The sequence below is a fragment of the Ruegeria sp. S263 genome (assembly GCF_056780525.1).
The window spans coordinates 156,372-172,011 of record NZ_CM165558.1 but is presented as its reverse complement, the minus strand read 5'-3'; the positions used below and the strand labels follow the sequence as shown (position 1 = coordinate 172,011).

14 protein-coding genes are annotated in these 15,640 nt (G+C 59.2%); 9 read left to right on the top strand and 5 right to left on the bottom strand.

All coding sequences use genetic code 11. The features are described from left to right. Positions 1-50: 50 nt before the first annotated feature. The 9 genes from ACT2B1_RS00835 (at position 51) to ACT2B1_RS00795 (ending at position 11,297) form a co-directional block, all read left to right on the top strand. Complete coding sequence (locus ACT2B1_RS00835; protein ID WP_371808258.1) at positions 51-1,028, top strand: LacI family DNA-binding transcriptional regulator; 978 nt, start codon at positions 51-53, stop codon at positions 1,026-1,028. Between the two features lie 35 nt (positions 1,029-1,063). Continuing rightward, positions 1,064-2,227 carry a Gfo/Idh/MocA family protein gene (locus ACT2B1_RS00830; RefSeq protein WP_171241183.1) on the top strand — a complete coding sequence of 388 codons (1,164 nt, stop codon included), beginning with the start codon at positions 1,064-1,066 and terminating at the stop codon, positions 2,225-2,227. A 22-nt stretch (positions 2,228-2,249) separates the two neighbouring features. Further along, the gene (locus ACT2B1_RS00825) at positions 2,250-4,334 is read left to right on the top strand and encodes an FAD-dependent oxidoreductase (protein ID WP_171241182.1); all 2,085 of its coding nucleotides are present in this window, start codon (positions 2,250-2,252) and stop codon (positions 4,332-4,334) included. After that, positions 4,328-5,260: a sugar kinase gene (locus tag ACT2B1_RS00820; protein WP_481668392.1), complete on the top strand. Its 933-nt coding sequence runs from the start codon at positions 4,328-4,330 to the stop codon at positions 5,258-5,260. The genes ACT2B1_RS00825 and ACT2B1_RS00820 overlap by 7 nt, the downstream gene beginning before the upstream one ends. Before the next feature lie 191 nt (positions 5,261-5,451). Beyond that, on the top strand, positions 5,452-6,441 hold the full coding sequence (locus ACT2B1_RS00815) for a BMP family protein (protein WP_171241180.1): 990 nt from the start codon (positions 5,452-5,454) through the stop codon (positions 6,439-6,441). A gap of 39 nt (positions 6,442-6,480) precedes the next feature. Further along, on the top strand, positions 6,481-7,998 hold the full coding sequence (locus tag ACT2B1_RS00810) for an ABC transporter ATP-binding protein (RefSeq protein ID WP_481668391.1): 1,518 nt from the start codon (positions 6,481-6,483) through the stop codon (positions 7,996-7,998). Then, the gene (locus ACT2B1_RS00805) at positions 7,998-9,068 is read left to right on the top strand and encodes an ABC transporter permease (protein ID WP_371808199.1); all 1,071 of its coding nucleotides are present in this window, start codon (positions 7,998-8,000) and stop codon (positions 9,066-9,068) included. The genes ACT2B1_RS00810 and ACT2B1_RS00805 overlap by 1 nt, the downstream gene beginning before the upstream one ends. Then, positions 9,068-10,009 carry an ABC transporter permease gene (locus ACT2B1_RS00800; RefSeq protein ID WP_171241195.1) on the top strand — a complete coding sequence of 314 codons (942 nt, stop codon included), beginning with the start codon at positions 9,068-9,070 and terminating at the stop codon, positions 10,007-10,009. Before ACT2B1_RS00805 ends, ACT2B1_RS00800 begins: the two co-directional genes overlap by 1 nt. 1 nt (position 10,010) lies before the next feature. After that, entirely contained in the window at positions 10,011-11,297 is a 1,287-nt protein-coding gene (locus tag ACT2B1_RS00795) for an amidohydrolase family protein (RefSeq protein WP_171241177.1), read from the top strand. A gap of 3 nt (positions 11,298-11,300) precedes the next feature. On the opposite strand, the gene ACT2B1_RS00790 is transcribed toward ACT2B1_RS00795, so the two are convergent. From ACT2B1_RS00790 to ACT2B1_RS00770, 5 genes are read right to left on the bottom strand one after another with little or no spacing between them, the layout of a single operon-like run. After that, entirely contained in the window at positions 11,301-11,591 is a 291-nt protein-coding gene (locus ACT2B1_RS00790) for a hypothetical protein (protein ID WP_171241176.1), read from the bottom strand. Beyond that, positions 11,581-12,627 carry a hypothetical protein gene (locus ACT2B1_RS00785; RefSeq protein ID WP_171241175.1) on the bottom strand — a complete coding sequence of 349 codons (1,047 nt, stop codon included), beginning with the start codon at positions 12,625-12,627 and terminating at the stop codon, positions 11,581-11,583. Before ACT2B1_RS00785 ends, ACT2B1_RS00790 begins: the two co-directional genes overlap by 11 nt. Continuing rightward, a complete protein-coding gene (locus ACT2B1_RS00780; RefSeq protein WP_170567454.1) occupies positions 12,624-13,034 on the bottom strand; it encodes a DUF4383 domain-containing protein in 411 nt (136 codons plus the stop codon). The genes ACT2B1_RS00785 and ACT2B1_RS00780 overlap by 4 nt, the downstream gene beginning before the upstream one ends. Continuing rightward, positions 13,031-14,518 carry an FAD-binding oxidoreductase gene (locus ACT2B1_RS00775; RefSeq protein ID WP_481668390.1) on the bottom strand — a complete coding sequence of 496 codons (1,488 nt, stop codon included), beginning with the start codon at positions 14,516-14,518 and terminating at the stop codon, positions 13,031-13,033. The genes ACT2B1_RS00780 and ACT2B1_RS00775 overlap by 4 nt, the downstream gene beginning before the upstream one ends. Beyond that, positions 14,515-15,507: an alpha/beta fold hydrolase gene (locus ACT2B1_RS00770; protein ID WP_171241173.1), complete on the bottom strand. Its 993-nt coding sequence runs from the start codon at positions 15,505-15,507 to the stop codon at positions 14,515-14,517. The genes ACT2B1_RS00775 and ACT2B1_RS00770 overlap by 4 nt, the downstream gene beginning before the upstream one ends. Positions 15,508-15,640: the final 133 nt, after the last annotated feature.

Genomic DNA, 15,640 nt, shown 5'->3' with positions numbered 1-15,640 from the left:
AACAGAACAGGGCGACATAGAATATGGGCCAGAGACCAACGATCTTAGACGTGGCAAAGCACGCAGGCGTTTCAAAATCGACTGTCAGCCTTGTTTTGCAGGGAAGCGACTCGGTCAAGGCTGAAACGCGCGACGCGGTCCGCAAGGCGATGGCTGAGATCGGCTATGTGTACAACCGTTCTGCCGCAACGCTTCGGTCATCCTCATCCGGTTTGATCGGATTGGTGATCAATGATCTGCGCAACCCCTTTTTCACCGAGTTTGCGGCCCTGTTTCAGATGGAATTGGCGCGAAACGGCTTTGCCACGGTCATGGCCAACACGGATGAAGATCCAGAACTGCAAAAAAGCATGATCTCGACCCTGACCGAGCATGGGGTTTCAGGGTTCGTGATCTCTCCGGCGTATGGCGATGTCGAGGACACGCTGGCCCTGTTCGCCGCGTCCGGTACACCGACATTGCAAGTGTTCAGAACCCTTGATGCGCAGGCGCAAAGCCTGCCGTTTTTTGCGCCGGATTATCATCTTGGCAGTCGTATGGCGACCGAACATCTGTTGGAGAAAGGGTGCAAACGCGTCGCCTTTCTGGGTGGTTTGGAAGGGCGCCCTGTCACGCAGGAGCGCATGAGCGGATATCTGGAAATTCTGAACGAAAAGGGTTTGCCGCCACTGGTTTTGACCGGCGAGGCCACACGCTCTTTCGGGAAGTCCATTGTGGGACAGTTGCGGCGCGACCATCCGGATGTGGATGCCGCGATCTGTTTCAACGATCTGGTGGCTTTGGGTGTTATGTCAGCGTCGCATCAGTTGGGGGTCGAGATTGGCACCGACCTGCGTGTGGTGGGGTTTGACGATATCGAAGACAGCAAGGACAGCCACCCGCCCTTGTCTTCGGTTTGCTGTGACATTCCCGACTTTGCCAAGTCTACGGCGGAACAGATCCTGAATTGGGTCAAGACCGGAACGAAACCCAGCAGCCTGAATCGCAGCCCGGTGCGCCTGATCGCGCGCGCCTCAAGCGATCTTTAGTCAGGCGAGACTTGCTGAAGAAAAAGGAGAAGATCATGTCTGAGGTAAGAGTTGCTGTTCTGGGTGCATCGGGCTGGATGGGCCGCGTTCACACGATGGCGTTCCAGACCTTTCCGCATTTTTTTGGCAACAGCTTTGGTACTGCGCGGGTCACGGCGCTGGTTTCCTCGAATCCCAACGCCGAGCAAGAGCTTGCGTTTCGCGCCCCTGGCGCCAAGATTCTGAAGACTTGGCAAGAGGCTGTGGCCGACCCTGAGATCGACCTGATCGACATCTGCCTGCCTGACAATCTACATTACGAGGTGGCCAAGGCTGCGCTTTTGGCGGGCAAGCACGTGTTTTGTGAAAAGCCCCTTGCCGACACCGCGGCCGAAGCGCTGGAGCTGGCCCAGATCGCGCGGGAAAAGGGCGTGATCACCCGCGTTGGCCACGCCTTTCCCCGCAACCCGGTGCATGACCGCGCGAAAGAGATTATCGAGGCGGGTGAGATTGGTGAGATTACCCTGTTCAAGGGCTGTCAGCATGTCGACATGTACGGGAATCCGCAGACGCCCTATATGTGGCGCGCCGACGGGGATCTTGCCCCCACCGGCATTGTTGGGGACACGGGATCACATGTCTTCAGCTTCATGGATTTTCTGGTCGGGCCGGTAACATCCTTGATCGCGGACACTTATGTCGTGACCGACAAACGCCCGGTGGTGGAAGGTCTCGGCCTTGGTGAGGTTCCCGAACTGACCGGGAATGAAGAATGGAAGCCCATCACCAACCCGGACGGCGCGAATGTCCTGTGCCATTTCGCCAACGGAGCCCGCGGGATGGTCGATTTTAGCCGCACCGCAACGGGCCGAAAATTCATGCAAAGCTATGAGGTTTACGGCACCAAGGGCAGTCTGGCGTACAATTACGACGAGTTGAGCCGTCTGAGATTTTACACCAATGATGATCCGACCGGTCGGCGCGGCTATCGTGAGATTGATGTTGGTCCCGAGCACGACACCTATGGCGCGTTTCTGCCGCTGCCCAATTTTGGGCTGGGCTATAACGAAAGCAAAATCATCGAAGCCGCCGAAGTCATTAAATCCATCACCACAGGCGAACCGATGTGGCCCACTTTCGATGCGGGCCATCGCATTTGCCAGATCGTCGACGCCTGCATGTCATCATCGCGCCTGAAGCGCTGGGTCGATATCGACTGATACGCCATAAGGACCGATCTTCATGAGCACCACTGTCCCTCAGGATATTCTCGATGCACTGACCGATGTGGCCATGCCGCGCCTGCGACCGGAACCGGAATTGTCGAGAACCGTCCGGATCGGCGGGTATGACATTCCGGTCCATGCCTGCGGAGGTCTTGTGATCGGCAGCGGAGCCGCCGGGTTGCGCGCAGCCGTCGAGATGAAAAGGCGCGACGTGGACGTGACCATCATCAGCCAGAGCGCGTGGGGCGGGACCTCGGCCTGTTCCGGTTCGGACAAACAGACTCTGCACACGGCAAATACGAAAGATCATGGCGATGACTTTCAGGACATGGCAGCGGCAATTGGGGCAGGCGGCGCAATGGACGAGGACACGGCATATATCGAGGCGGTCGGCTCGATCCGCGCGATGGCATCCCTGCAATATCTGGGGCTGCCCTTGCCGCAGGATGCGCTGGGCGGCACATTGCGTTACCAGACGGATCATGACGAGGTCGGGCGTGCTACAAGCTGCGGTCCCCGCACCTCGCGATTGATGGTGCAGGTGCTGGCGCAAGAGGCGATCCGGCTGGACATCCCCTTCTTTAACCATACGACGGCTGTAAACGTTCTGACCGAAGATGACCGCGTGGTTGGCCTGTTGGCAATCCGCCCCAAGGCCAGTTCGGATGCAAACCCCTATGGGCTGACGCTGTTCACCTGCAATGCACTGGTCTTCGCGGCCGGAGGGCCCGGAGAGCTGTACCGCGACAGCGTGTTCCCCAATGGCTGTTTCGGCACGTTGGGGCTTGCGCTTGAGGCCGGTCTAGAATTGGTCAATATCACCGAAAGTCAGTTTGGCATCGGCACGCGGCGCGAGGGGTTTCCGTGGAACCTGTCGGGCACTTATGTGCAAGTGATCCCGCATATTTATTCGGTGGATGACAGCGGGGCCGAGCATCACTTTCTGGCTGACTATTATCGCAGCACGCAAGAGATGGCCTCGAACATCTTTCGCAAGGGCTATCAATGGCCGTTCCATGCCACACGGATGCTGGACTTTCAGTCCAGCCTTGTCGATCTGGCAATCGTGCGGGAAAACCAAAAAGGTCGGCGGGTGTTCATGGATTTCAACCGCAACCTTCTGCCTGTGCCGGGTGATCAGCCGTTCAGTCTGGACCGTTTGGATGACGATGTGCGCAGCTATCTGCGACATGCCGGGGCCGTTCACGATCTGCCAATCGACCGGCTGCGCCATATGAACCCGCTCTCGATTGAGCTGTATAAGCGCTACAAGGTGGACATCACTATCGACCCGTTGGAATTCGCGGTGAATAACCAGCATATGAATGGCGGTATTGCCGTGGATATCTGGGGCCGCACCAACGTCGCCGGGATCTATGCAGTTGGAGAAGCCGCGGGCACCCATGGCGTCACGCGACCCGGTGGATCGGCTTTGAACGCCGGACAGGTTTTTGGCACCCGCGTCGCGGAACATATCGCGGCAAGCCGGATGGCGCATGAGGCGTCGAAACTGGAAATCACCTCCTTGGCAGAACACGCGTTGACCCGGATTGAGGCAACTCTGAATACCAACAGCTCCCGCGACGCTGCCGATATTCGTTCCGAAGTCCAGGCCCGCATGAGCGATCACGCCGGCATCCTGTGCACGCCCAAGGACGTATCGGCCGCGCATAAGGCGGCCAGCGACCTGAACGCGCAAATCCGGCGCAACGGGATCTCGTTTAAGCGCAGCGGCGAGGTCGGGCGCGTATTGCAATGGCAGCAGATGTCGCTGGCCTCCGAAGCTGTATTGGCGGCGTTGGATCATTATATCGCCAAGGGCGGCGGCAGCCGCGGGGCCCGCGCAATTTGCGATCCCAACGGGGATGCTCTGCCCCAAGCGGCGCATGGACCGATACCGGAGGTTAGGTTTCGATCCGAACGAGAAGCAGACATGCGCGAACAACTTCTCGTTCATATGGACGGCGAGGATATGGTTGTGTCGCACCGAAAAATCCGCAGGTTTGATCAAGATGCCCGTACCTTTTTCGAACGTGACTGGCCCGCGTGGTTAACCGGGGCCATCTACGATCAAAACGATGGGGATACGGTGCCTTGCTGAGTTTCACGTCAAACAAGGCCGTCGCGATTGGTGAAGCCATGATCGAAATGGCCGATTTGGGCGACGGTTCGTACAAGCGCGGCTTTGCCGGGGATACGTTCAACACCGCCTGGCATATGGCGCAGATCCTTGGCGAAAAGGCGTCGATTGGTTTTGTCACGAAGGTCGGGACCGACAAGGTCTCGTCCGCGTTTCTTAAGCAGTTGGAAGAGGACGGTCTGGTAACGGATGGGATAGGCCGGGTCACCGGTCGTACCATGGGCTTGTACATGATCGAACTGGATGGCGTCGAACGCAGTTTTCAATACTGGCGCGAGGCTTCGGCGGCGCGTCTGCTTGCGGAGGATCGCGATTGGTTGCAGCAGGTGGTCGAAGGTGCGGGTCTGATCCACCTGTCCGGGATTACGCTGGCCATTCTGTCGGCCCAAGCCCGCGCGGTTTTGTGGGATGTGCTGGCCGAAGCGCGCTCGGCCAACGCCTTGGTTTCTTTCGATCCGAATATACGCCCCCGGCTTTGGTCGTCTGCCGAAGAAACGCGTGAGACGATCGCCAGATTCAACCAGATCACCGACATCGCATTCCCCAGCTTTGATGATGAACAAGGTCTATGGGGCGATGCGTCCCCGGCGCATACGGTTGAACGGCTTGGGGCAGCGGGCATTTCGGAAGTTGTCGTCAAGAACGGTCCAGCCCCTATGATAGCGTTGGCGGAAGGTCAGACAACGACGACTGAGACCCCCAAGGTCGAAGGAATTCGTGACACTTCCGGGGCTGGCGATGCGTTCAATGCGGGTTATCTGTCGGCACGCTTGAGCGGGCAGCCTCAGGCGGCGGCAATCGCGTGGGGTCAAAAGCTGTCGGGTGAAGTTATTCGGCACTATGGCGCGCGCATTCCCAAACCCGCCGTGCCTCGTTTTGAGAACTGACCAATGTATTGGATCGGGCCACCCGAACAGCCTCGATCAGGTCCGGGACGCGCTGGTTTTGCGCGGAACAAACGCCCCGATTTCAGTGCCTAAAAATTGCTCATCCTGCTGTTTCATACACCGCTGTTGACCGGAAAAAATTTGACTGAACAGTAAAAAAATGCTGCCATCCCTGAAAACAGGAGAGTGTAATGGCAAAAAATAACATGACAAGAAGACTGTTGCTTGCCGCTGTTGCGGCGGCGTCAACGATATACTCTGTCGGTGTGGCTGCGGCCGAAACGGTCAAGGTTGCAGCGATCTATACGCTGCCCGTGGAACAGCAATGGATCAGCCGTATCCACAAGGCGCTTAACGCGGCGGCTGAGAGGGGCGACATCGAATACGTCTTTTCCGAGAATGTGGCCAACACCGACTATGAGCGCGTGATGCGTGAATATGCCGAACAGGGCTCGCAACTGATCGTGGGCGAGGTGTTCGGGCTGGAGCGCGCCGCGCGCAAGGTGGCCAAGGATTACCCGGACACGGCCTTCCTGATGGGATCGTCCTTTGGGCCTGTCGGTCCGAACTTCTCGGTCTTTGACAACTGGATTCACGAGCCGTCCTACCTGACCGGCATGGTTGCTGGTGCGGCCACGGAATCGAATGTCATTGGTATGGTCGGCGGATATGCCATCCCCGAGGTGAACCGCCTGATGAACGCCTTCATGGATGGCGCGCGCGAGGTGAACCCGGATGTCAAATTCCTCGTGACCTTCATCGACAGCTGGTATGACCCGCCCAAGGCCAAGGAAAGTGCGATTGCGATGATGGATGCAGGCGCGGACATCATGTATGCCGAGCGTTTTGGTGTGTCGGATGCGGCGGTAGAGCGTGGCGTCAAAGCCGTTGGAAACGTGATCGACACGTCGGGTGACTATCCCGGTACGATCATGGCGTCGGCCCTATGGCACATGGAGCCCACCATCGACAAGGCTATTGCCAATGTAGCCAGCGGCTCGTTTGAGGCTGCGGATTACGGCCAGTACAGCTTTATGGGATATGGCGGCGGTTCCATGGTTCTGGATGAGGAACTGGTGCCCTCCGATGTGGTCGAAGCGGTCAACGCGCGACAGGCCGAGATTATGGACGGGCTGTTCCGCGTCAACGTCAACGACGACCGACCCGTTTCCGACAACTGATCTTGTTCGGGCCGGTCCACAAACCGGCCCGTTTTTCCAATGACAGATTCCACAGTTCTGAAACTCAACGGGTTGAGCAAGCATTTCGGCCCGGTCATCGCCAATGACAATGTCAGCCTGACCCTGAACAAAGGCGAGGTTCTGGCGCTGCTGGGCGAAAACGGCGCGGGCAAGACCACGCTGATGAATATGCTGTTCGGGCATTACCTGCCCGATGCCGGCTCAATCGAGGTTGCGGATGAAGACGGGGTGTTGCGCCCTCTGCCGCTGGGCCACCCGCAGGTGGCGCTGGCCTCGGGCGTAGGGATGGTGCACCAGCATTTCACATTGGCCGAGAACATTTCGGCCCTCGACAATATAACCTTGGGATCGGAACCCCTGATTTCCCTGCGCCGCAACCGACGTGCAGCGCGGCGCAGGATCGAAGGCATCATGGCGCAAAGCGGTCTGTCCGCGCCTCTTGATACGCCGGTTGGCCGACTGTCGGTAGGCGAGAGGCAAAGGGTGGAAATCCTCAAGGCGCTGTACCGCAATGCCCGCATACTAGTGCTAGACGAACCAACCGCCGTTCTGACCCCGCAAGAAGCGGATACATTGTTCGAAAACATCCGTCTGATGACCGATGAAGGTCTGTCGGTGATCTTCATCAGTCACAAGCTGCGCGAAGTCCTGGCCTTTTCGGATCGCATTGCCGTTCTTAGGCATGGTCGGAAAGTCGGAGAGATGGCCACATCCGACGCGGACGAAAAGTCGATCGCGCAGATGATGGTTGGCGCTGAGACACCCGAGCTTGCCGGCTCTTACCTGACGCCCGGTGATCCGGTCCTGACCATATCGGGCGTATCGGTCGCAGGGCGGTCCAAACGCGACACGCTGACGGCGGTCGACCTGACGGTACACGCGCATGAAATTCTGGGGATCGCCGGGGTTTCTGGTAACGGTCAGAGTGGGTTGGCCAATGTCATCGCAGGTCTTGTGCGCCCAGAACAGGGTCTAATCAAGGTTGATGGAGTCGAGGTTACCTCACCCACCCCGGCCAAGATGGTGCGTGCGGGGGTTGGCCGCATCCCTGAAGATCGCCACCATGAAGGCATCGTCGGTGCCATGACCGTGGCGGAAAACATGGTTATCGAACGGTTGAACGATCCCGAGGTTCAATCATACGGGTTGTTGCGCCGCGAAGACATCCAGGACAATGCCGAGCGTTTGTCCAAAGCCTATGACGTGCGCGGGCCGGGCGTGGATGCGCCTGCGCGTCTGTTGTCCGGGGGCAATATCCAGAAACTTATTCTGGCACGTGTCTTCGATCTTTCGCCCCGCCTCATCCTTGCGAACCAGCCGACACGCGGTCTGGACATGGGTGCCGCGGCCGAGGTGAGCAAGCGCCTGCTGAATGCAAGGGCGCGTGGGGCGGGTGTGGTACTGATTTCCGAGGACCTCGACGAATTGCTGAGCCTCGCCGACCGCATCGTGGTGATCCGCGACGGAGAACTGCACGAGGCACCGGGGCGCGACCGTGAACAGATCGGGTTGATGATGGCAGGAGAACCGGCATGATCCGTATTGAACCACGTCAGACCCAATCGCGGGCTTTCACGTTGGGCGTTCCCATCCTATCGGCCGTGATCGCACTGGGCTTTGCCGCGATCCCGCTGTTGGCGGCCGGTGCAAACCCGATCGTCGCCTATGCCGAGATGTTTCGCGGCGTCTTCGGTTCGGTCTTTGCGTTCTCCGAGGTGTTGACACGCGCCACGCCACTAATATTCACCGGGCTGGCCGCCGCTTTGGCCTTTCGCGCAAAGCTTTGGAATATCGGGGCCGAGGGACAGTTGTATCTGGGCGCGATGGCTGCGGTGGCCATCGGGTCGGGGGTGCTGGATATCTCAGGCATCTTGCTGTTGCCGCTGATTGTCCTGATGGGTGCTGCTGCAGGGGCGGCGGGGATGGTCGCCCCAACCTATCTGAAAACCCGCTTTGGCGCGGATGAGGTGGTGACGACGCTACTGTTGAACTTCATCATCCTGATCTTTGTGCAGATGATGTTGGAAGGGCCGCTGCAGGACCCGATGGGGCTGGGCTGGCCACAATCAGCACCGGTTCTGGATCAAGGAATGCTGCCGCCACTGATGGAACGGATGCGGGTGCATTCGGGACTTGTTTTGGCTCTAATACTGGCGGGATTGGCCCAATTCATGCTGGCGCGTTCCGTCTGGGGCTTCAAGCTACGCGCTGTGGGTGAGAACCCCGCCGCCGCGCGCCATGCGGGGATCAACGTCAACCGCTCGCTGTTCGGCGTGGCCATCCTGTCGGGTGGTCTGGCCGGGCTTGCGGGCGTGAGCGAGGTCGCGGGCCTGAAGGGATACCTGACCGCCGACTTGTCGCCCGGCTTTGGCTATACCGGCATTGTCGTGGCGATGCTGGCGGGGTTGTCGCCGGTGGGCGTGGTGATCGCCGCGCTGTTCATCGCCTCGGTCTTTGTGGGGGCTGACAGCATGAGCCGCGCGATGGGCGTGTCGTCTTTCCTGGCGGATCTGGTGGTCTCGGTTTCGCTGCTTTGCGTTCTGGTCGGCGGGTTTGTCGCCCGATATCGCATTGTCCGAGCCAGCACCGCGAGGGCTGCATCATGATGGATATTCTTAATATTCTGCTCTCTGAAAGCTTCTGGGCGGCCTCTCTGCGCATCGCGACACCGTTGATCTTTGGCGTGCTGGGCGCGCTGATCTGCGAACGTGCAGGCGTGCTGAATCTTGGGATCGAGGGCATCTTTGTCGTCGGCGCCATGTGCGGCTGGATGGCCGTCTGGCTGGGCGCGGGTCTGTGGGGTGGCGTGCTGGTCGCGGCAACGGCAGGGGCGTTCTTTGGCTTGCTTCATGCGTTCCTCACAGTGCCTTTGGGATTGTCACAACACGTTTCGGGGTTGGGGATCACGTTGTTTGCAACCTCGGTCAGTTATTACACCTATCGCACGGCGCTGCCGAATGTGTCGTCACCGCCTCGGATCGAGCCATTTCAGCCGCTGGACCTGCCGGTTCTGTCAGATTTTCCCTTTTTAGGATCTGTTTTGTTTCAGCAAACGGCGCTGACTTGGCTGGCGCTGCTGCTGGTGGCGGTGGTCTGGTACGTGCTGAACCGCACAGCGCTGGGCGTGGCGATCAAGGCTGTTGGGGACAACCCTGACAGCGTTGATGCGCAGGGTCTGTCGGTTTACGGCCTGCGGATCGGGGCTATCGTGGTCGGGTCGGCGCTTATGGCGCTGGGGGGCGCTTTCCTGACCATGAGCGCCTTTGACGCTTTTTTCTTCGGTATGGTCAATGGGCGCGGCTGGGTCTGTATCGCGTTGGTCATTTTCGCCAGTTGGCGTCCGGGCAAGGCGTTGCTGGGCGCGCTGTTGTTTGGCGCGTTCGATGCGCTTCAGGTACGATTACAGACCGAGGTCGGCGCGCTGGTCCCCGGTCAGGTCTTCTTGATGGTGCCCTATGTTCTGTCGATCATCGCCCTTGTGATCGCAGCGCGCTCGGCCGATTATCCGCGTGCATTGCTTACCCCTTGGTTCAAAGGTCAACGCTGAAATGGTCGATCTGCTTATCAAAAACGCCACCCTGACGGACGGTCAGACCGGAGTGGACATCGCCTGCGCCGACGGCAGGATCACAGCGGTCGAGGCCGGGATCACCGCAGACGCCGCCGAGGTCATAGATGCCGAAGGTCAGTTAGTTTCACCCCCCTTCGTCGACCCGCATTTCCACATGGATGCGACCCTATCACTGGGCAATCCGCGCATGAATGTCTCAGGCACTTTGCTTGAGGGCATCGCGCTGTGGGGCGAGTTGAAGCCGTTGCAATCCGTTGATGACATCGTCGCCCGCGCGTTGCGCTATTGCGAGTTGGCGGTGGCCAAGGGGATCGGTGCGATCCGCAGCCATGTGGATACCTGCGATGATGAACTGAAAGGCGTGCAGGCGCTGTTGCAGGTGCGTGAACAGGTGAAGGATTACCTTGACCTGCAACTGGTGGCCTTCCCGCAGGACGGTGTGCTGCGTGACCCGACCGCGATGCAAAACACTATCCGTGCGCTGGATATGGGCGTGGACGTGGTGGGCGGCATCCCGCATTTCGAACGGACCATGGCGGACGGGGCGGAATCCGTGCGTCTGCTGTGCGAAATCGCGGCCGAGCGCGGCTTGATGGTCGATATGCATTGCGACGAAAGCGACGATCCCCACAGCCGTCATATCGAAACGCTGGCCTTTGAAACCCAGCGTTTGGGTCTAAATGGGCGGGTTGCGGGATCACATCTGACCTCGATGCATTCGATGGACAATTACTATGTCTCGAAACTGATTCCGCTGATGGTCGAGGCAGGGGTTCATGCGATCCCGAACCCATTGATCAACATCATGCTGCAAGGCCGCCACGACACCTATCCAAAGCGCCGGGGTCAAACCCGTGTGCGCGAGCTGCGCGATGCGGGCATCACGGTGGGCTTTGGGTCCGATTGTGTGATGGACCCGTGGTATTCGTTGGGCAAGGCCGACATGCTGGATGTGGCCTTCATGGGGTTGCATGTGGGGCAATTGTCCAGCCGTGCCGATATGACATGGTGCTTTGACGCGGTGACGCAGAATTCTGCCCGGATCATGGGGCTTGAGGGCTATGGCGTCGCCAAGGGGTGTGAAGCGAATTTCGTGCTGTTGCAGGCCGCCGGCCCGATCGAGGCGATCCGCCTGCGTGCCCATCGTCTGGCCGTGGTGCGCAAGGGGCGGGTGATCTCGCGGTCAGCCCCGGTGACACATGCGCTGAACCTGCCATCTGCCCAGCGAACTTTGGACGAGGCGCGCGTGCCGTTCGAAGGGTAAGCCTCATACCTTTGGCAAGGGCAGGCATCCCGGCAGGCCCGCAGGCAGAACCAACCGCGCACCGCTGGAATAGAGTGCCTTGGCAAAGCCCGGCGCGTCTGACGCCACCGTCACGCTAAACCGCGACGCGGCCAGAACTGCCGTGCCACCCGGCAACCTATCCAGCAACCGGTCTTGCGGCAGCACGACCACATAGGCTGGCGCTTCGTCCGTTAGCAAAGCCACGACCACCAATGTCGATAGCCAGCCCAGCACCAAAAGGGGCAGGGCGATCAGAACGGACCTAATAGTCATGGATGTGTTCCAGCGTCAGGCCAGAGCCCTCCAACTGACGCAGCCGTTCGGCAAGCTGCGGGACCTTGACCACGATCAGGTGCCGATAATCACCAAACCCCTGGCGCGGCGCACTGAAAACCGCACCCTCTTCGGTTGGCTGATCGGACAGGGCCGTAAACATGATGTCATCATTCCCCGCGATTTCGACCAGATCAACGCCATCACGCGCCATTTCGACCAGAAGGTTTGTCAATACGCGATACCGGGGCGTTTCAATCTCAATCCCTTCGGGTCTGGAGCCGATGACCTGCACATCCGGGTAAGTCGGAAGCGTTTCGGGCCCTGTGACGATCATACGTAGGGTAAGCTCATCCGCGCCCACCCGAGCGACTGCCTGTTCGATAAGGCCGGCGTAACCGTCTTTGACCGTGTTTTCGAACCCCAAGGCGATTGCGCGTTCGCTGTCACGCAATGACCCGCTGGATTGGCTCAACAGGTCATGCGCATTCTCTGCGAAGGGCCATTTGTACCAAGGCACCTGTTGCAGAAACTGGGCGTATTCTGCGGCCTGCTGCGCCGACAGGTCATCCAGCGGCGCACGTTGCGGCCCACGCAGAGCTGTGAACAAGCGCCCCAGTGTCTCTTCATAGGCGGCCTTCAGAGCAAGCTCGGCCGTGAAGCTGGTGCCGATGACATAGACCATCTGCTTGGTCGCAGCATCGACCTCGCCATGGGCCGATGCGCTTTGCGACAGGGCGCAGAGCGAGCTCCAGAACCCGGTGATTCCCTGCCAGAAACCATAGTCATGCGGATCGCCCTGCCGCAGAACCTCGGCGTAATCCTCATAGGCGTGCACGATGTGCCATTCCGGATAGGTCATCAGCGTCCGGGTCTCAGGCCGGTGGTGTTCGGGAGGCAGCAGGGCGTCATAGGGTTGAAACTGCGCCGTTCCCTTGCAGCTTGTCTCGACATAGACGATCGGGGCAACAAGGCAGATCGCGCCGACCACAATCAGCAGAACCAGTCGGCGCATCCAGCGCAGTAGAAATCTCATGCCGTTCTCCTGATATCACGCAGACCCGCCCAAGCCGCGATACCGCCCAAGGCCAGATGTGGAAGGTTTGCAAAAATACGTCCCATCGACAGGTCAATTCCTGCGGACGCGTTGGTGAAGATGCCAAGATCCAGATAGCCATAGCCTGTGAAGAACCCGAAAACGCCATCCCCCAGATAGGCAAGACCGAATAAGATCAGAAAAGTGCGAGCGGCCCTGTGTGACCACAGCCCGGCCACCAGCGCCCAGACTGCCGAGGCGACGTGTAGCGCGTCGTCGTAGATATCGAGTGCAAAGATCCCGAACGCCAGCCCGTTTTCATCCGTCAGGCCGGGGACATAGTTCAGCGATGCCGCGATCATCAGCGCGACGAAATATACAAGGCAGAGTTTTTGCAGATTGGTCATAGTTGCCCCAGATAGCTGTCCCAAAGGTTGTTCCGAAGCACAAGCCGGGGGTCCAGTTGGCGTTTGGCCTGCGCAAATTCCGGTGCCCGCGCATAGGCCGAGGTCAATTGGTCCAGCCGCGCATGCGGGCGATAAGGCAGGTAATATGCCCCCCCAATCTCGACGATCCGGTCTATCAGAGCCTGCGTCATCCGAGCCATGTCCGCCTCGGCGCGTTGGGTCATTTCCTGGCTGAATGACATTACGGCGGCGATCCGGGGCTCGGACGCGAAGGACAAAACCGCCTGATCATCCTGCGCGACATAGCGCAGGGTGACGTTTAGAAACTCCTGATACGAGGCGGGGATCACCTCGCGGCAGGCGGTCAGGAAATCGTCGAACGCATCGAAACCCACGAAGTATTCGTGCAGGATATCGGTGCGGTCCGGGTTGCGGTCGTCCAGTGTGACGGCCGGTTCGTTGATCAGGGAATTGCGGGTTGCGTCGCCGCCGCCCAGAGCCGGCCCAAGCGTTGTTTCGTTCCACCAGCGGAAGCTTTTGAATGCTTCGCTTCCCAGTTGCGCCCGATACAGGCGGCTGGCCGCGTGCGATATCCACCCTGATCCTGCGGCTCGCGGTAATTCGGTCTGGTCATCTGTCTCGCGATAGGTGATCAGCAGCGCTTTTTCGAAAAACGTGTCGCGTTCCACGTTGAGCCGCCCATAAGCCATCGTGACCGCAGGGTCGTCGATCGCGGATTGAAAGGCCGCCGCAAAGCCCTGTGCCTCCATCACCTCGAAAGATGGAGACAGGCGGGTGTTTGGGACCATTTCCACGTCCATATCGACGATGATCCCAATCAGGCCGTACCCACCCATGCCAAGATTGAACAGGTCGGTGTTCTCGGTGGGTGAGCATGTCACCAGCTCTCCGGTTGGTAGAAGCATCCGCAGCGACCGAACCGTCGAGCCCATCGGTCCAAACGGCACGGGCCAACCATGGGCGTTGACCGAATAAGTGGCCGCAACGCCGAAATCATGGTTCGATTGCATTACCTTGGGCGACCACCCCGCCGGGTCCAGCGCGGCAATTACCTGTGACCAGCGCGCACCCGCATGCGCGCGATAGGTTTGGGCTGCGCTGTCGATCTGCAATGCGCCATTGTCAAAGGTTATTGCCGCCCCGTTGCGCGGAATGGCCTGCCCGCCCATTGAATGACGCGCTGCGCCCACATTGACAGGGCGGCCTTCAGTGCTGGCTTCGGCTAGTTCGTTGCGAAGCGCTGTGATCAGCCTGTCCCCTGCGTCTTCGGTCAGAACCAGATGCTTGTTGATCGGTGTCGGGGACAGCCCGCTGGCGTCATTCATGATGGTATCGGACGTCGGGGCAAAGGTTCGGTCGGTCCCGTCATAGACCGGCAGATCCGAGCCTAACCAACGCGAAAGCCCCCATCCTGCAACGCCCCCTGCGGCAAACAGGGCGGCCCGTCTGGTGAAATTCGTCATGACTCGGCCTCATGTCCCTGCGAGTTGGCAATATTTGTCAGCATTTTGATCAATGTATCCTGAAATTCCAAAGGGCTTTCGATTTGCGGAATGTGCCCGACCCTCACGAGGGCATCATATTGGGCGTCTGGAATCAAAGCACGTAAGTCTGCGGCTTGATCCAGCGGTGTTACTGTATCCTCGACACCCCAAATGATCCCAACAGGCAGATCGAGCGCCCGCCGGTTATCTGGCCGGGTGCTGAGTGCATCCTGAGGCGGAACCAAAAGATGTGGCAACCACTGCGCCACGGCTGCGGTATAGCCTTCACGCTGCATTGGGGCTTGCAACAGGGCCACGCGTTCGGGCGTTGCCGCGGACTTGTTGTGGATAAACCCGCGGAGGAATGTCCGGGTCAGCATAGGGTTGGATATGGTTGCGGCGACAATGTGCCTATTTAGGGTCTGATTCATCAGAAACACGGGTGTTTCCGTTGCGGATTCATGAGTGCCCAGACCAATGGCCGCGTTCACGATGATCATTCCCGAAGCAAGGTCGGGCCGGCGCATGACGGCCTCGGACACCGGACCTGCGCCGATCGAGTGGGCAACGACAATAGGCGGCTGATCCAACGCCTTAAACAGGGCGACGACGCGCTCTGACTGTTTTACACGGCCATATTCGGGGGGGTGCGGATATTCCGACCAACCGAACGGCGGCATGTCAAAGGCGATTGCGCGAAACCCGGCCTCAGATACCGCGTCGAGAGTTGGCTGCCACAAGCCTGACCAGGCGGCTGTACCATGCGCAAAAACAACAGGAATATTCTGGGGCTGTCCGCGTTCCAGCACGAAAATAGCGCCCTCGGACGTATCAATCAGCCGCCCACCATCTGGTAAGTCGTGACCGGCTGCGATGGTTTCGCGAACGTCCGCTGCCAGACGGAAACAGATCAGAACCACGGCAACAAGCAATAAGCCTGAAACAAAAAACCTGGTAAATTTCTTCATTGGGACGATAGTTGTGCGCCTGCGGAAATAAAACAACCGCTGGAAAACCCTACTGCGCAATAGTGCGGCGCTTGGGCCATACTGGGTGAGCCTGCTGGTGTTCTTAGCTGTTTCACCTTGATTAGAGCCTATG